The sequence below is a fragment of the Kitasatospora purpeofusca genome (assembly GCF_042691725.1).
Taxonomy (GTDB): Bacteria; Actinomycetota; Actinomycetes; order Streptomycetales; family Streptomycetaceae; genus Kitasatospora; species Kitasatospora purpeofusca_B.
This window is the reverse complement of sequence record NZ_CP170483.1, coordinates 5558665-5575545: the sequence shown is the minus strand read 5'-3', so window position 1 is coordinate 5575545 and position 16881 is coordinate 5558665. Positions and strand designations below refer to the sequence as shown.

At 75.5% G+C, this 16881-nt stretch carries 13 protein-coding genes; 7 read left to right on the top strand and 6 right to left on the bottom strand.

Annotated features, from left to right (window positions below):
• Positions 1-60: 60 nt before the first annotated feature.
• The 3 genes from ACFCLZ_RS24070 to ACFCLZ_RS24060 form a co-directional block, all read right to left on the bottom strand.
• Positions 61-1755, bottom strand: a complete 1695-nt coding sequence (locus tag ACFCLZ_RS24070) for a DUF5719 family protein (RefSeq protein ID WP_380279149.1) — start codon at positions 1753-1755, stop codon at positions 61-63.
• Between the two features lie 6 nt (positions 1756-1761).
• On the bottom strand, positions 1762-5625 hold the full coding sequence (locus ACFCLZ_RS24065) for a glycosyltransferase (protein WP_380279147.1): 3864 nt from the start codon (positions 5623-5625) through the stop codon (positions 1762-1764).
• Between the two features lie 234 nt (positions 5626-5859).
• The gene (locus ACFCLZ_RS24060; RefSeq protein WP_030310813.1) at positions 5860-6129 is read right to left on the bottom strand and encodes a WhiB family transcriptional regulator; all 270 of its coding nucleotides are present in this window, start codon (positions 6127-6129) and stop codon (positions 5860-5862) included.
• 622 nt (positions 6130-6751) lie between these two features.
• Between ACFCLZ_RS24060 and ACFCLZ_RS24055 the strand changes: the two genes are divergently transcribed.
• The 3 genes from ACFCLZ_RS24055 to ACFCLZ_RS24045 all read left to right on the top strand — a co-directional run bounded on the left by ACFCLZ_RS24055 (position 6752) and on the right by ACFCLZ_RS24045 (position 9714).
• Entirely contained in the window at positions 6752-7402 is a 651-nt protein-coding gene (locus ACFCLZ_RS24055; protein WP_380279145.1) for a cysteine dioxygenase, read from the top strand.
• Positions 7403-7465: 63 nt separating this feature from the next.
• Positions 7466-8425 (top strand): 2-phospho-L-lactate transferase, encoded by a 960-nt coding sequence (gene cofD, locus ACFCLZ_RS24050; protein ID WP_380279144.1) that lies wholly within the window; start codon positions 7466-7468, stop codon positions 8423-8425.
• Entirely contained in the window at positions 8422-9714 is a 1293-nt protein-coding gene (locus ACFCLZ_RS24045; RefSeq protein ID WP_380279142.1) for a coenzyme F420-0:L-glutamate ligase, read from the top strand. Before cofD ends, ACFCLZ_RS24045 begins: the two co-directional genes overlap by 4 nt.
• Here the strand turns inward: ACFCLZ_RS24045 and ACFCLZ_RS24040 are convergent.
• On the bottom strand, positions 9698-9877 hold the full coding sequence (locus ACFCLZ_RS24040) for a hypothetical protein (protein WP_380279140.1): 180 nt from the start codon (positions 9875-9877) through the stop codon (positions 9698-9700). The genes ACFCLZ_RS24045 and ACFCLZ_RS24040 overlap by 17 nt on opposite strands.
• 63 nt (positions 9878-9940) lie before the next feature.
• Positions 9941-10951: a DNA-3-methyladenine glycosylase family protein gene (locus ACFCLZ_RS24035; protein ID WP_380279138.1), complete on the bottom strand. Its 1011-nt coding sequence runs from the start codon at positions 10949-10951 to the stop codon at positions 9941-9943.
• A 6-nt stretch (positions 10952-10957) separates the two neighbouring features.
• Here ACFCLZ_RS24035 and ACFCLZ_RS24030 point away from each other — a divergent pair, with 6 nt between their 5' ends.
• Positions 10958-11449 (top strand): SgcJ/EcaC family oxidoreductase, encoded by a 492-nt coding sequence (locus tag ACFCLZ_RS24030; protein WP_380279136.1) that lies wholly within the window; start codon positions 10958-10960, stop codon positions 11447-11449.
• A 19-nt stretch (positions 11450-11468) separates the two neighbouring features.
• On the opposite strand, the gene ACFCLZ_RS24025 is transcribed toward ACFCLZ_RS24030, so the two are convergent.
• Complete coding sequence (locus tag ACFCLZ_RS24025; RefSeq protein ID WP_380279134.1) at positions 11469-12710, bottom strand: peptidoglycan recognition protein; 1242 nt, start codon at positions 12708-12710, stop codon at positions 11469-11471.
• 104 nt (positions 12711-12814) lie between these two features.
• Here ACFCLZ_RS24025 and ACFCLZ_RS24020 point away from each other — a divergent pair, with 104 nt between their 5' ends.
• The 3 genes from ACFCLZ_RS24020 (at position 12815) to ACFCLZ_RS24010 (ending at position 16868) form a co-directional block, all read left to right on the top strand.
• On the top strand, positions 12815-13606 hold the full coding sequence (locus ACFCLZ_RS24020; RefSeq protein ID WP_380279133.1) for a TIGR03089 family protein: 792 nt from the start codon (positions 12815-12817) through the stop codon (positions 13604-13606).
• 36 nt (positions 13607-13642) lie between these two features.
• On the top strand, positions 13643-14947 hold the full coding sequence (locus ACFCLZ_RS24015) for an LCP family protein (RefSeq protein ID WP_380279132.1): 1305 nt from the start codon (positions 13643-13645) through the stop codon (positions 14945-14947).
• A gap of 235 nt (positions 14948-15182) precedes the next feature.
• On the top strand, positions 15183-16868 hold the full coding sequence (locus ACFCLZ_RS24010) for an LCP family protein (protein ID WP_380279130.1): 1686 nt from the start codon (positions 15183-15185) through the stop codon (positions 16866-16868).
• Positions 16869-16881 lie beyond the last annotated feature (13 nt).

The window sequence follows — 16881 nt, the reverse complement described above, 5'->3', positions numbered from 1 at the left end:
CGCGGAGGGGCCGCACCCGATCACGGGTGCGGCCCCTCCGGCGTGCGGGGCGGGGCGCGCTCAGCGCAGGACCACGCCCGGGTCCTGGGCGGCCTGCGGGACCTTGACGCTGGACCGGTCGTCGCGCAGCGCCTGGACGGTGAACATCGGCACGTCCTTGGCGGGGATCGAGAGCATCCGGGCGGCGGCGACCGGGCCACCGGAGACGGTCTCCACGGTGAGCGCGAAGCTGCCGTTCAGTCCGCCCGGCTCGGGAGCCGGGAGGGCGACGGTGCCGCCGGCCGGCAGCTGGACCTCCTGGGTGGCGGGGGTGCCGCCGCCGGTGCCGGCCGAGGCGGTGACCCGGACGGTGGCGGCCTCGCCGGTGGAGGTGAGGAAGAGCGTGGACGCGCCGCCGCCCCGGTTGTCGGCGACGGTGGCGCGGGCGCCGACCGGCACGGTGCCGGCCAGCCAGGCGGCGTCGGACTTGCCGTTGGCCGCGGCCCGGTCGACCCGCAGGCCGGCCACCACCGGGGTGGGGTGCTTGTCGTCGCTGGGCGACACGCGCAGGCCGGCGACCTCGTCGCGGGTCACCTTGCCGAGGTCGACGGCGGCCACCATGCCGGCCTTGACGTGGATGGACTCGTTGCCGGCCGGGGTGAACCAGCCGTTCTTGCCGGAGAGCTCGATCTTCAGGTCGGCGTCGTCCTCCGGCGGGGCCCAGACGACCAGGCGGGCGGCCGAGGTGTCGGCGGGCAGGCCGGGCAGCACCTGGACGGGCGCCGGGTCGGCGGAGGCGGGCACCCAGTCGGCGCCCTTGCTGCCGTCGGCGGCGTGCAGGGCGGCGCCGACCCGGCCGGCGCGGGCGACCACGTGCACGGCGAGGTCGGCGACCTGGCCCTTGCTGAGGGTGGGCAGCAGCACCGACTGCGAGCTGCCGGGGGCGACGGTGATGCTGTTGGCGGCGTCGTTCTCGATCAGGCCCTTGTCGCCGTAGAGCTTGAGGTCGACCACGGCGGCGCTGGAGTCGGTGTTCACCAGGCTGATGTAGTCGGTGCGGCCCTCGACGGTGGAGGCGCCGACGAACCAGAAGCCGGTGCCGGCCGGCGTGCAGGTGATCCCGGACAGGCCGAGGCCGCGCTGCTCGGTGACGGTGGTGGTCTGGGTGACGGTGAAGCCGGGGGCGAGCGCGCCGGTGGCGACGGCCCCGGTGCCGGGGGCGATGTCGCCGTTGGCGGCGGGGGCGGTCACCGGGGTTCCGGGCTTGGCCAGGGTGAGCCGGGCGTCGGCGGGTGCGGCGTCCTTGGCGGGCGCCGGCGCGGCGGTCGGCGCCGGGGTCGCGGGCGCGCCGGTTGCGGTCGGGGCCGCGGGCGCGGCGCCCGGGGCGGCGGTGGCCGGCGGGGCGGCGGGCGCGGCCGCGTCGGAGAGCCAGCCGGCGCCGGCGGCCTCGCCCGTACCCGTGCCCGGCGGGGTGTACGCGGTGAGGGTGGTGGCGCCGGTGAGGCCCTGGAGCGGCTGCGGGCAGACCGCGGTGCTCCGCTCGACCTGCGCCGAGGTGGCGGTGGCCCGGTCGGTGCGGGCCGGGGCGGCCGGCGGGCGGAGCTCGGCGATGCCGAACACCGCCGCGAGCACCACGCCCGCGGCCAGCAGCGACCGGGTGGTCCGCGCCACCGAGGAGCCCTTCGGGGCGGGGGCGCCGGCGAAGGCCCTGCCGGGCGCGGCCCCGGGGGCGGTGTCCGGCGCGGCGGACTTCTTCCTGAAGGCGGGCTTCTTCATCGCGGGTCAGCTCCCGGATCCGTGGTGGTGCGGGTACCGGCCCGGGCCCTGCGGGCCGTTCGGGTCGTGGGGCTCGTTCGGGTCCGGCTGGTCGTAGTAGGGCTCGGCCTGCTGCTGTCCGGGCACCCAGGGCTGCTGGCCGGTCTGCTGGTAGGGGTCGTAGCCGTACTGCTGGTCCGCCGGGTACTGCTGGTAGCCCTGCTGCTGGTAGCCGTCCTGGCCGCCGTACCCCTGGCCGCCGTAGGGCGCGCCCACCGACTGCTGCGCGGCGTACGGGTCGTAGCTGTACGGGTCGGCCTGCTGGTAGGTCTGGTACGGGTCGGTGTACGGCTCGGCCTCCTGCGCGGCGGCGGCCGCCTGGACCGCCCCCGTCACCGGCTCGCCGGCGGGCTGCGCCGGGATCGCGCCCGGCCGCCCCTCGTACACCCCGGCCTCCGGGGCCTCGGCCTCCGGCGCCTCGCCCTCGGCGCCCTCGCCGCGCTCGGCCATCCGGCGGGCCCGGCGGCTGCCGGGGGCCGGGGCCTGCGCCTGGGCGGCGGCGGCCAGCGCGGCGGCCTCGACCACGCCCTCGGGCAGGTCGTCGTCCTTGTGGTTGCGCCGGCCGGGCAGGGCCAGCACCAGGACGGTCAGGCCGAGCAGCAGCTGGGCCCAGATCCAGCCGGTGTGCAGCAGGCCGTCCTCGCGGGTGACGAGCAGCTTGCCGCCGCCCGCCGGGAGCTTGAAGCCCTGCGCCCAGCCGTCGACGGTGACCGGCTCCAGGGCGGTGCCGTCGACGGTGGCCTTCCACTGCGGGGCGGCGGACTCGGCCAGCCGCAGCACCCGGCCCTCGGGGCCGGCCGGCACGGTGGTGGCGAGGTCGCGCTCGCCGGCCGGGACGACCACGGGCGCGGCGCCCGGGGCGGTGATCAGCGCACGGGTGGCGGGGGTGCCGTCGACCTGCCAGAGTGCGGCGCCGCCGTCCTGGTTGGCCTTGACCAGGCCGGGGGTGGTGTCCAGGACGTCCTTGAAGGCGCCGATCAGCGGCTGGTCGACCAGCACGTAGGCGATGCCGTAGCGGGAGAGCGCGCCCGCCTGGTCGGCGCCGGAGCCGGCCAGCAGGCTGCCGACCGTGCGGTCCAGGCCGGCCGTGGTGCCGGTGGCCGGGTCGACGGTGGACTCGGCCTGGCCGAGCGTCAGACCGGCGCCGCGGACCACGGTGTAGCTGACCGAGCCGCCCTTCGGGTCGCCGGTGACGACCAGGGTGCGGGAGCGGTCGGTGGTGCCGGCCTGCTCGGCGATGAACGCGGGCACCTGGGCGCCGCGGCCGCGGTGCAGCGGGCCGTCGGCGCCGGTGACGGCCCACCAGAGGCCGGTGCCCAGCGGGGCGAGCACGGCGGCGGCCACCACCAGGGCGGCGACCGGCTGGCGCCAGCCGAAGGCGATGCCGGCCACCCGGGTGTTGGCGCCGTCGGCGCCGATCGCGGCGGCGGCCAGCAGGGCGACGCCGGCCAGCAGGGTGGCGGGGCCGGACCACGCGGGCACGGCCGGGCCGCCGGAGGCCGGGGTGACCGAGGTGCCGGCCACCGCGACGGCGAAGAGCAGTCCGGCGCCGGCGGCGCCCCAGGCGGCGAGCACCGCGCGGCGGCGGTCGGCGCGCAGCAGGGCGGCCAGCGCGGCGAGCACCACGCCGGCGGAGAGCCAGACCGGCGGGACGCCGGCGCCGCCCGGGTTGACCAGGAGCAGCCCGGTGGCGGTCGGCCCGGCGCCGTGCAGGCCGGGCAGGCCGGCTTCGAGCAGCAGCCGCTGCGGGTGCGCGAGCACCTGGAGCGACCAGGGCGCGAGCACGCCGACCGGCACCGCGAGGATCACCAGGACGCGCAGGCCGAGCAGGCGCAGCGCGGTCGCGCCGGAGCCGAAGGCGCCGCCGCGGACCACCGCGGTGACCAGCATGGCCAGGCAGAGCGGGACGGCCAGCGCCCAGACCAGCGGGACGAAGGCGGTGGCCAGGGTGAGCAGCAGGACGGTCATCCAGGCGGAGCGCCAGCCGGGGCGGGCGCCCTTGGCGGCGCTCTCGTCCCGGATGCCGAGGCCGGCGGTGATCGCGGCGGCGCGGGCCAGCGGCGGCAGCAGCACGGCCAGCACGGCGGTGCCGATCCGGCCCTGGGCGAGCGCGCCGGTGGCGGCGGGCAGCAGCGCGTAGGTGGCGCTGGCCCAGGCGCGGACCAGCTTGGAGTCGATCAGCGGCCGGGAGACCAGGTAGGCGCTGACGGCGGAGAGCGGGACGGCGAGGACGACCAGCAGGGTGACCGCGAGGTCGGCGTGGTCGAACAGCATCCAGGAGAGGATCGACAGCACCGCGAGGTAGGGCGGTGCGGCGGCGGTGGAGCCGGTGCCGACGGGGTGCCAGGCGTCGGCGTACGCCGACCAGAGCCCGGCCGCGCCGTCGGTGGCGGGCAGCAGGGCGCCGCCGAAGAGCGCGTCGCCACCGAGCAGGCCGCGGCAGGCGACCAGCGCGAACACCAGCAGGGCCGCGAACAGCACCGGGGCGGGGCGCCGGACGAGCTTCTTGACCAGCGCGAACTGCTCGACGACCAGGTCCTCGGCGTCCTCGTCGCCGCCGGCCTCGACGGTGCCGTGCCGGCCGGCGCCGGCGTCGTCACCGCCCCCTATGCCGAGCGAGCCGATGGCGCCCTCGACGGCGAGCCGGGCGGTGGCGCCGGGGGCCGGGAAGAGCGTGCGGTCGTCCAGGGCGTCGGCGGAACGGTTGCGGGCGCGGCGTTTGCGGGCGGCCATCAGCCGGGGCAGCCGGACGAGTTCGTGGCCGAGGCCGGCGAGTTCGTCGAAGGCCTGCTTGGGGTCCTTGCCGAGCAGGTTGGCGACCACCCGCAGCAGGGTGCCGAGCACCAGCCGCAGCAGGACGTAGGGGAAGAGCGCGCCCTTGGAGTTGGCGAGCAGGGTGTAGACGGCGCCGGCCTTGTCCACCCGGTGCGGGTGGGCGGGGCCGCAGTCGATGGCGCGGCGCTCGCGGCTGGCGGCCTCGGCGTGCCGGAGCACGGCGTCCGGGGCGACCACGACGCGGTGGCCGGCGGCGTTGACCCGCCAGCAGAAGTCGGTGTCGTCGCGCATCAGCGGCAGTGCCCGGTCGAAGCCGCCGAGCTCCTCGAAGACGTCGCGGCGCACCAGCATGCCGGCGGTGGAGACGGCGAGCACCGGGCGGACCTGGTCGTGCTGGCCCTGGTCCAGCTCGCGCCGGTCGAGCCCGGTCCAGCGGCGGCCGGAGCGGGCGATGCTGACGCCGACCTCCAGCAGCTGCCGGCGGTCGTACCAGCTGCGCAGCTTGGGGCCGACGACGGCGGCGCTGGGGGTGGAGTCGGCGACCTGGAGCAGGCGGCGCAGCGCGTCGGTCTGCGGTTCGCAGTCGTCGTGCAGCAGCCAGAGCCATTCGACGGGCTGGGTCTCCCGGGGGCCGCCGCGGCCGAGGTCGTCCTGCTCGCCGAGCGGGTCGCCGAAGTCGTCCCAGCCGCCGGTGACCGGGTCGTAGCCGGAGGGGTCGAGCCGGTAGGACAGGTCCTCGGCGCGCAGCGGGGGGCTGTTGAAGACGGCCTCGCCGACGGCGGTGCCGAAGCCGGCCCGGCGGCCGAGGAGTGTCGGGCCGCTCTCCGGGAGCCAGTCGGCGAGGGTCTCGGCGAGCAGGCGCGGGGAGTCGTCGGTGGAACCGGTGTCGACGGCGAGCACGCGCTGGACCTGACGGTCCTGGCCGAGCAGGCCTGCGAGCGCCTGGGGCAGCCAGCGGGCGCCGTCGTGCGAGACGATCACGGCGGTGACCAGGTGGCGCGGGTAGGCGGGCGGCCTGCTGGAGGAGAAGCCGCTCTGGTGGCTGTAGACGGTCATCGCGTGCGCGGGCCCCAGTTCTCGGTGGACACAGCCGGTGAACGGCAACCGGATGGCGCACCACACTAACGGCTCCCGGTGGCGGCTCCGTCCACGGCGTCCGTCCCGGCTGCCCGTCCGGGAACGAGGAAGCGCCTCACCACCGGTGGTGAGGCGCTTCCTCGCAGGTCGTCCGTGCGGGCCGGGTGTTCGAGGATCCGGGGTCCGGGGATCCGGGGGACGCGTCCACCCCCGTCAGACGGCGCTCTTCTTGAGCCGGCGGCGCTCGCGCTCGGAGAGACCGCCCCAGATGCCGAAGCGCTCGTCATTGGCCAGGGCGTACTCCAGGCACTCGGAGCGGACCTCGCAGGCGAGGCAGACCTTCTTGGCCTCACGCGTGGAGCCGCCCTTCTCGGGGAAGAAGGATTCCGGGTCGGTCTGGGCGCACAGCGCGCGCTCCTGCCAGCCGAGTTCCTCTTCCTCCTCGATGCCGTCACCGATCAACAGCTCAAAGAGCTCGCTCATGTGGCGCGCCTCCTCTGCCCCTATTGGCGTCCCCGTGGTTGCCGTTGCCTCGTGCGGCCGACGACACGAGTGAAATTACAGTTGCGTCACTCTGGCCCAGTCAAGCCGAGCTCTGGTATTGGGGCCAGGATTCACTCCCCGGCACCAAGCCGTTACGAATAGTGTACATAACCGGACACATCGGACCTCCCGCCCGATTGCCCTCGAAGGCCGGTGAACCCTTCGCAACCGGGGGCCGGGTGACGCGCAGTCACCGCCACAGGCCGGTCATCGCCCTCTCTTCCCGGCGATCTTCCCATCGAAACATAGAGGGTGATTTATCACCCCATCGGGTACTTCGTGGCTCATCTCACCCGAATGTCCGCTCTCTCCGAGTTGACACCGCCCCCGCGGATGCGATGTCCTTGCCTCCATGTCAGAGTTCGCCAGCCCCCGGAGCGGTTCCGCCCTCCGCCGTGCCGTGAACTCCTGTTGTCGCCTCTGTTCCTGCCGCTGTATCTAGGCGCCCGCCCTCCCACCGCGCGCCGCCCAGGAAGCACAGAGGCCGCCCGCGATTCCCGCCCCAGGACATCCCGGATCCGGCTGATCCCCTGACGAACCAGCCCTTCCGAGGACGACTCCCGTGCGAATGATCCGCATCCGCAAGCGGAACCGCGACCGCAGCAAGCTCGCCGACCACGGCCTCCGCTCCGCCACCCGCCCCGTCGCCCCCTCCCCGGCCGCCCGCCCCGGCGGCCACCCGTGGGCCGACGGCCTCAGCGACGTCTCCATCGCCGGCGACCCGCTGGCCTTCCCGCACCTCGCCCGCACCGACCTGCCCGGGCACCCCGTCACCGTCGCCGACCACTCGCGGCTGGTCCGCGAGATCGCCGCCGACCGCTCCCGCTGGGAGCCGCTCGTCCGCTACGACGCGCTCACCCGCTGGTACGCCCGGCTGGAGACCGGCCCCGGCTACGAGATCTGGCTGCTCAGCTGGCTGCCCGGCCAGGGCAGCGGCCTCCACGACCACGGCGTCTCCTCCGGTGTGATGACCGTGGTGCAGGGCGAGCTCGTCGAACGCTCCCTCACGCACGCCGGAGAAGGCTCCCGGACGCTGCGCCCCGGCGGCCAGCGGGTGTTCTCCGCCGGGTACCTGCACGAGGTGGTCAACGGCTCGCTGGAACCGGCCGTCTCCATCCACCTCTACAGCCCCGGGCTGACCGAGATGAACCAGTACGGGGGCGCCGCGGCCGTGCCCGAGCAGCACCGGCAGACGTCCGCCGAGGTCGGCTGAGACCCGGCGGCGGGTTATCGAGGACCGGGCTGACGACCCGTCGGCGCGTGGCAGGATGGGCACATGCGCATCGTGGCACTGGCAGGCGGGATCGGCGGAGCGCGTTTCCTGCGCGGACTCCGGGAGGCCATCGGTCCCCAGGACGAGATCACCGTCATCGGCAACACCGGTGACGACATCCACCTCTTCGGACTGAAGGTCTGCCCCGACCTCGACACCGTCATGTACACCCTCGGCGGCGGCATCCACGAGGAGCAGGGCTGGGGCCGGACCGACGAGACCTGGTCCATCAAGGCCGAGATGAAGGAGTACGGCGTCGGGCCCGAGTGGTTCGGGCTCGGCGACCGCGACTTCGCCACCCACCTCGTGCGCAGCCAGATGCTCACCGCCGGCTACACCCTCAGCCAGGTCACCGAGGCGCTCTGCGTGCGCTGGCGGCCCGGGGTGCGGCTGCTGCCGATGAGCGACGACCGGGTCGAGACCCATGTGCGGATCACCGACGACCAGGGCACCCGGGCGATCCACTTCCAGGAGTACTGGGTCAGGCTGCACGCCGCCGTCGACGCCGAGGCGATCGTGCCGGTCGGCGCGGACACCGCCAAGCCGGCGCCCGGTGTGCTGGAGGCCATCGCCGCCGCCGACGTCATCCTCTTCCCGCCGTCCAACCCGGTCGTCTCGATCGGCACCATCCTGGCCGTGCCGGGCATCCGGGCCGCCGTCGCCGCCGCGCCCGCCCCGGTGGTGGGGCTCTCCCCGATCATCGGCGGAGCGCCGGTGCGCGGCATGGCCGACAAGGTGCTCGCCGCCGTCGGCGTCGAGGCCACCGCCGAGGCGGTCGCGCTGAACTACGGCTCCGAACTGCTGGACGGGTGGCTGGTGGACTCCGTGGACGAGGCGGCCGTCGCCGCCGTCGAGGCCGGCGGGATCGCCTGCCGGGCCGTCCCGCTGCTGATGACCGACGTCGCCGCGACCGCCGAGATGGCCCGGGCCGCGCTGGCGCTCGCCGAGCGGGTGCGCGGATGACCCTCCAGGTCCTCCCCGTCGAGGGACTGCCCGAGATCGACGCCGACTCCGACCTCGCCGGGCTGATCGCCAAGGCCGCCGAGTACCGGGACGGCGACATCCTGCTGGTCACCTCCAAGGTGGTCAGCAAGGCCGAGGGCCGGGTACTGGAGGCCGCCGACCGGGAGGCCGCGATAGACGCGGAGACCGTCCGGGTGGTCGCCCGGCGCGGCAGCATCCGGATCGTCGAGAACCGCAACGGCCTGGTCATGGCCGCCGCCGGCGTCGACGCCTCGAACACCGCCCCCGGCACCGTCCTGCTGCTCCCCGAGGACCCGGACGCCTCGGCCCGCGCGCTGCGCGCCCGGCTGCAGCAGCTCACCGGGCGCCGGCTCGCCGTCGTCGTCACCGACACCTTCGGCCGGCCCTGGCGCAACGGACTCACCGACGTCGCGATCGGCGCCGCCGGGCTGCCCGTCATCGAGGACCACCGGGGCCGCACCGACGCGCACGGCAACGAGCTGGCCATGACCGTCACCGCCACCGCCGACGAGCTGGCCGCCGCCGCCGACCTGGTCAAGGGCAAGGCCACCGGCACCCCGGTCGCCGTGGTGCGCGGCCTCGGCCACCTGGTCACCGCCGAGGACGGCGAGGGCACCCGGCCGCTGATCCGGCCCGCCGCCGAGGACATGTTCCGGCTCGGCGCCTCCGAGGCGATCCGGCAGGCCGTCACCCAGCGGCGCACCATCCGCGCGTTCACCGCCGAGCCGGTCGACCCGCGGGCCGTGCGGCGCGCCGTCGCCGCCGCGGTCACCGCGCCCGCGCCGCACCACACCACCCCGTGGCGGTTCGTCCTGCTGGAGACCCCCGAGGTGCGGACCCGGCTGCTGGACGCGATGCTCGCCGCCTGGCGCCGCGACCTCGCCGGGCTGGACGGCTGGGACGAGGAGAAGATCGCCCGCCGCACCGCCCGCGGCGACGTCCTGCGGGCCGCCCCGTACCTCGTGGTGCCGTGCCTGGTGATGGACGGCTCGCACGACTACCCCGACGAGCGCCGCGCCGCCGCCGAACGGGAGATGTTCACCGTCGCGATCGGCGCCGCCGTGCAGAACCTCCTGGTCACCCTGGCCGGCGAGGGCTACGGCTCGGCCTGGGTGTCCTCCACCATGTTCTGCCGCGACACCGTCCGCACCGCCCTCGACCTCCCCGGCCACTGGGACCCGATGGGCGCCGTCGCCGTCGGCCGCCCCGCCGAACCCCCGCGCACCCGCCCGGAGCGCACGGCCGACGCCTTCATCGAGGTCCGCTGACCGGCGCGGCCCCGGGTTCGGCCGCCCCGCCGAAGAGATCGTCCAGGAGTTCGGCCAGGCTGACCGTCGGATCGTCGCGATGCAGCAGGGCTTTTGCCGCGGCGCGTTCGTCCGCGGCCACGTCGTCCGCTTCGTCGTCGTGAACTCCCGCGCCGGCCGTCATCGGTGCCCGGGACGCGACGGCGCGGCGCCGCGATCCGTGTGCGGTTCACCCGGACGTGGGGTCTCAGCGGTGGCGGTGGTCGTTGGGGCTGAGGCGGGGGCCGAAGCGGGGGGCGTGGGTGCCGGTGGCGGTGATCAGGCGGCAGAGGCGGTGGCGGTGGGGGCGGTAGGGCTCCAGGAGGGCCAGCATCTGGGCGTCGTCGCTGCGGACCCGGCCGGCCAGGGCCCAGCCGATGATGTTGGGCAGGTGGAAGTCGCCGACCGAGACGGCGTCGGCATCGCCGTTGCTGCGCTGGAGGGTCTCGGCGGCCGTCCAGACACCGATGCCCGGGACGGCGGTGAGGCGGGCGAACGACGCCTCGTGGTCCATCGCGGAGGCCTCCTCCAGGCGGGCCGCCAGGCGGACGGCGCGCTGCACCGTCGCCGAGCGCTTCGGGTCCACGCCCGCGCGGTGCCAGTCCCAGCTCGGCACCAGTGACCACTCGCGGGCCGAGGGTGCCGCCCGCAGGCCCTCGACCGGCCCCGGCGCCGGGGCGCCGAAGGCCCGCAGCAGGGTGCGCCAGGCGCGGTAGGCCTCGCCGGTGGTGACCTTCTGCTCCAGGATCGCCGGTACCAGGGACTCCATGACCAGGCCGGTCCTGACCAGCCGCACGCCGGCCACCTCGCGCTGGGCCTCGCGCAGCGGGCCGGGCGGCAGGACCAGGGCCGCCGGGTCGTCGCCGGCGCCGAGCAGGTCGGGCAGCCGGTCCAGCAGCCACGGGGCGCCCGGGCCCCAGGCGCCCGCCTCGACGACGCCCTCGGCGGGGCGGGCGAGCACCCGCAGGGTGCCGACGCCGGCCGGGGTGCGGGAGGCGCGCCAGACGGCGCCGTCGGCGGTGGTCCGGTAGGCCGGGTCGCCCGGGCCGCGGCGCAGCGGGAGCAGGGTGCGGGCCACGTCCAGCGGGAAGCCGGGCCGCCAGCGGCGCACGGTTCCGGTGCCGGAACCGGCGGCCCTGGGGGCGGGCACGCCCGTGTGCGCGCCCGTACGCGTGATCCCGCTCACCGCCGTGCACCTCCTGTGCTGTCCGCCGACCATGGGGATATGAACGATACGCGGGTGGCGGAGTTGGCCCCGGGTGACGAGAGTGCCGTGCGGGCCCTCTACCACCGGGTGCTGGAGGGCTGGAACGAGCGGGACGGCGCGGCCTTCGCCGGGCCGTTCGCGCCGGACGGCGAGGTGATCGGCTTCGACGGGACCCGGCACGACGGCCGCTCGGTGATGGCCGCCGAGCTCGGGCGGGTCTTCGCCGACCACGCGACGCCCGAGTACGTCGCCAAGGTGCGGCGGGTCCGGGCGCTGGCCCCCGGGGTGGCGCAGCTGGACGCGGTGGCCGGCCTGGTGCCGGACGACGCGGACGATCTGGACCCCGCGCTGAACGCGGTGCAGACGGTGATCGCGGTCAACGCCGGAGCGGGCTGGCGGATCGCCCTGCTGCAGAACACCCCGGCCCGGTACGACCTGCGGCCCGACCTCGCGCGTGCGCTGACGGCCGAGCTGCGGGAACTGGTCGCCCGCGGACCGGGACCGGGGTGACGAGGGCCCTCTTCGGGACCTAGGGCGTGACGGGGGTGTCGACGCGGCCCTGGAGGCGGGCCGCCTCGGTGCGGATGGCGGGGAGCTGCGGGTAGAGGGCGGCGCCGGGGCACTCGGTGGCGAAGCCGTCGCGGTGGCCGGAGACGGCGTCGAAGGTGACGGTGGTGCCCGCCGGGTAGCGGCTGGCGCTGGAGCCGGAGACCAGCTTCACATGGCCGGCCGCGTCCCGGCCGGTGAGGCCGAGCTTCCAGGCGGAGACCCGGGCGAGGCCGGTCAGCAGCTCCGGCGGGGGCACGTCCTCGACGTAGGTGCCGATCGCCGCGACGCCCGCCGAGTCGGTGTTGAAGCCGAGGGTGTGGGCGCCGTGCACCGGCAGGTCGGTGCCGCCGGCCCGGCCCTCGTAGACGGTGCCGCAGCGGTCGACCAGGAAGTTGTAGCCGATGTCCCGCCAGCCGTTGCTCTGCACGTGGTACTGGTAGATCGCCCGGATCACCCGGGGCGCGTCCGCGCAGTCGTACGCGGTGGCGGTGGCGGTGTGGTGGACGAAGACCGCCCGGACCTGGCCGGTGTACACGAAGCCGGACTCGCGGACGGACTCGTCGGCGCCCCAGCCCGCCCGGGTGACGATCTCGGGGCGCGGGGCCTGGTCGCCGGTCCTGCGGCCGCCGCCCGCCGGTTCGGCGGGCCTCGTCCGGGCGGCCGAGGACTCGGCGCCGCGGCCCGGGTCGACCAGCTCGACCCGCAGGCCGGGCGGCGGGCCGGCCGGACCCGCCGTCACCTCGACGGCCACGCCGTCGCTCGGGCCGGTCCACAGTGGGGCGGTGCCCGCGCGCCGGGCGCCCTCGGCGGCGGCCGGGGTGTCCGGGCCGTCCTCGCCGTCGGCGTCCAGCCGCTGCCAGCCGCGCCAGACGCCGGTGGCCGCGTCCCGGGTGCGGATCCGGACGGTGCCGTCGGCGAACGCGTGCGCCGGGCCGTCCCAGGTGACCCCGAGCAGCTCGAACCGCCCGGTGGTGCGCGGCGCCAGCGCGCGTCCCGCGGCCGACCGGTGCGGACCGGCCAGCGGGAGCGAGGTGACGGAACCGCCGCCCGCGGAGGTCCGCAGCCCGGCCCTCGGCGAGGGGCCGGCGGGTAAGGGCCCGGGCCCGGCGGCGGCCGGGGACAGCGGCAGGACGGCGGTGCAGACGGCGAGCAGGACGACGGGGAGGACCACGCGCGGGACGACGGTCGCACGGCCGCAAAGGCCCGGGAGAAAGATGCGCATAAACCGGATGTTCACGGGATTTCGACCAGGGCGCCACACCACCCGACGCCGCTTCGGCCACCCCTCCCGGACGTCCACCCGAAGGCCGTAGGCTGGGGCGCACCATGACTGCGCCTTTCGCTGCCGATGCCCGCACCCCCGTCGAGCTGCTGCACGCTTACCTGCGAGGTGGCACTCCCTCAGTCGACCCCGCGGCCCCGCTGGTCACCTTCTACGACGACGCCAGCGGCGAACGCGTCGAGCTCTCCGCCCGGACCTTCGACAACTGGGTGGCCAAGACCGCCAACCTGCTCCAGGACGAGCTCAACGCCGGGCCGGGCGACCGCGCCGCGCTGCTCCTCCCGGCCCACTGGCAGAGCGCCGTCTGGCTGCTCGCCTGCTGGTCGGTCGGGGTGGCGGCGGTTCCGGCCGGCGACCCGGCCGACGCCGACCTGGTGGTCAGCGGCCCGGACGGCCTGGAGGCCGCCCAGGCCTGCGAGGGCGAGCGGGTGGCGCTCGCGCTGCGGCCGCTCGGCGGGCGGTTCCCGCAGCGGCCGGACGGCTTCCTGGACTACGCGGCCGAGGTGCCCGGCCAGGGCGACCGGTTCGCCCCCTACTCCCCCGTCACCCCGGACGCCCCGGCGCTGGAGACCTCGGTCGACGGGCTGCCGCTGAAGCTGACCGGGGAGCAGACCGTCCAGCTGGCCCGCGAGGGCGCCGCCCGGCTCGGGGTGGGACCGGGCGACCGGGTGCTGTCCACCCTCTCCTACGACAACTGGGCGGGTCTGGAGGCCGGCCTGCTGGCGCCGCTGGCGGCCGGCGCGTCGGTGGTGCTCTGCCGCAACTCGGACGGCCTGGACGCCGACCAGTGGGAGAAGCGGGTGGAATCCGAACGGGTGACACTGCGCCTCGGATAACCCCAGGCCCCGGCCCGGCGGGTAGGGATCCCTGCCATGGCCGAGGACGACACCGAGCACCCCCCGACCGGACGCCCGGCCGAGGAGGCCGGCGCCGCGGAGCCGGAAGCCGTCCCGGCGGCTTCCGGCGGCCGGCGGCGCCGCCGGCGGTGGCTGGTCGTCACCGCCTGCGCCCTCGCGTTCCTGCTGGTCGCCTCCGGCGCGCTGCTCTGGATCGCCTACCGCAAGCTCGACGGCAACATCCGCACCGACTCCACCACCGACCAGCTGCTGGCCCGGCTGGAGGCCGAGCGCCCCAGCCGGACCGCCGGTGCCCGCGGTGCGGAGAACCTGCTGCTGATCGGCAGCGACGACCGGACCGGCGCCAACGCCTCCTACGGCACGGCGGGCGGCCAGCGCTCGGACACCACGATCCTGCTCCACCTGGCGGCCGACCGCCGGCACGCGACCGCCGTCTCCATCCCGCGCGACGTCATGGTGAGCGTCCCCGCCTGCGAGAAGCCGGACGGCACCCGCAGCCGGCCCGCCCTGATGCAGTTCAACACGGCCTTCGAGACCGGCGGCCCGGCCTGCTCGATCCGGACCGTCGAGCAGCTCAGCGGCATCCGGATCGACCACTACGTGATCATCGACTTCACCGGGTTCAAGCGGATGGTGGACGCCGTCGACGGGGTCGAGGTGTGCGTCCCGCAGCCGATCCACGACAAGGACGCCAAACTGGACCTGTCGGCCGGACGGCAGACCCTGCACGGGGAGCAGGCGCTCGGCTACGTCCGGGCCCGGGAGACCCTCGGCGACGGCAGTGACACCCAGCGCATGGGGCGTCAGCAGCAGTTCCTGGCGGCGCTGATCCGCAAGGCGCAGTCGCAGGACGTGCTGCTCAACCCGACCAAGCTGTGGCCGGTGCTGGACGCGGCCACCTCGTCGGTGCGGGCCGACGGCGGGCTGTCCTCGCTGGGCGCGCTGTACGACCTGACGCAGGACCTGCGCGGGATCCCCTCAGCGGACGTGACCTTCCTGACGGCGCCGCGGCAGCCGTACCGGTTCGACTCCGACCGGGACGAGTTCGTGCAGCCGCAGACCACGCAACTGTTCGCGGCGCTGCGGGACGACCGGCCGGTGGAGGTGCGGCCGCCGGAGTCGAGCCCGTCGCCGAGCCCGTCGCCGAAGGCCCGGGTGGCTCCCCCGGCCTCCCTGCCGTCCCTGCCGTCCCTGGCCTCCCGAACGGCGTCGCCGACGGCGCGGACGACGTCACCGACAGCCGCTCCGTCACCGAGCGTGACCACCCCGCCGTCGTTCGAGGGGCGGACCGCCGACGTGGACGCGTGCGCCGTGCACTGACCCGTCTCGACGCCGATCAGCCGTTCATCGGATCACCATTCCGTACACGGATCATGACCTTGAAAGGTTCTCCCCGGGAATTCCCAGCATCCGGATTCACCTGGGGAATTACCGTTCCGCACCATGGCGGAGATCACATCAGGAACAATTCCCCCACCCGGCTCGTCTAGGGTGTCCGAGTCGGTCGCGCCATTCGCGCACCGGCCCGAGTACCGGTCGGAGGGAGGGAACACCCGTGCAGAAGGACACCCACGGCGTCACGCCGGACGCGGGGCCGCCCCCGTTCGACCCGGCCCGGGGCATCCCCGTCCAGCGCCGGCGCGCTCCCGCCGAGTCCGCCCCCGAACCCTCCCCGGGCGCCGAGCGTTCGTCCGGGGACGGGCTCCCGCCCGGCGGCGGCCGGGCCGCCCACCGCCGGGCGCGCGCGGCGCGGCGCAACCGCCGCCGGCGGCTGCTGAAGTGGACCGGCGGCCTCGGCGCGTTCGTCCTGGTGGCCGGCTGCGGCGGCGCGTACTACGCGTACCAGCACTTCAACAACAACATCACCGCCGTCAAGGTGCAGCTGGGCGACGAGGCGGAGCGGCCCCAGCCCGTCGGCGACGCCCTGAACATCCTGGTGATCGGCACCGACAGCCGGGAGGGCCTGGGCCGCTCGTACGGCGACGAGGGCAGCGCCGGGCACGCCGACACCACGCTGCTGTTCCATGTCTCCAAGGACCGCACCAACACGACCGTGCTCAGCATTCCGCGCGACCTGATGGTGCCGGTCCCCGACTGCCGGACGCCCGACGGGAAGACCATCCCCGGTGAGTCGCGCACGATGTTCAACAACAGCCTCGGCCAGGAGGGCCGCGATCCGGGCTGCACCTGGAAGACCGTCGAGAAGATGACCGGAATCCGGGTCGACCACTTCGTGATGGTCAACTTCGAGGCCGTGAAGACGCTCTCCACCGCCGTCGGCGGCGTCGAGGTCTGCGCGGCCAAGGACATCAACGACCCGGACTCGCACCTGAAGATGAGCAAGGGCCGGCACGTCGTCCAGGGCGACGAGGCGCTCGCCTTCGTCCGCACCCGGCACGCGGTCGGGCAGGGCGGCGACCTCACCCGGATCCCGCTGCAGCAGCAGTTCATCAGCTCGATGATCCGCTCGGTCAAGAGCAACGGCACCCTGACCGACCCGGCCAAGCTGTGGAAGCTCGCCGACGCCTCCACCAAGGCGCTCACCGTCGACTCCGGGATCGGCAGCGTCGACAAGCTGACGAGCCTCGCGCTGGACGTCAGCAAGGTCGACACCAAGAACATCACCTTCGCCACCGTGCCGGTGCTGGACGACCCCGCGGACGAGAACCGGCTGATACTCAAGCAGCCGGACGCCGGGCAGCTGTTCTCGATGGTCGGGAGCGACCGGTCGCTGACCGAGGCGGCGGCGTCCGCGGCGTCCACCGCGGCTCCGGTCTCGCCGACGGCCCCGGCGGCTCCGACGACCTCGGCGGCTCCGACGACCTCGGCGGCGTCGGTGGCTCCGGCGGCTCCGGCGGCGGACGCGAAGGAGCTGCGGGTGACCGTGCGCAACGGCAGCGGGACGCCCGGGCAGGCGCAGCAGACCGTCGACCGGCTCCAGGCGAAGGGCTACGCCCGGGCCGCGACCTCCGCCAACGCACCGGTCGCGGCGACCACCACGGTCTCCCACCCGGCCGGGAAGGCCACCGAGGCGGCGGCGCTGGCCGCCGCGCTGGGCCTGCCCGCCGACGCGGTCAAGGCGGACCCGAAGCTGGGCGCCAAGGACGGGCTGGTGCTGGTGCTCGGCAAGGACGCGCCCGCCGCCGCGGCTGCCGCGGCGACCCCGAGCGCGCCGGCGACCGAGGCGCCGAAGGACCTCCAGCGGGTCCAGGCCGACGACACCGACGTCTGCGCGAAGTAGCCCGGCCCGACCC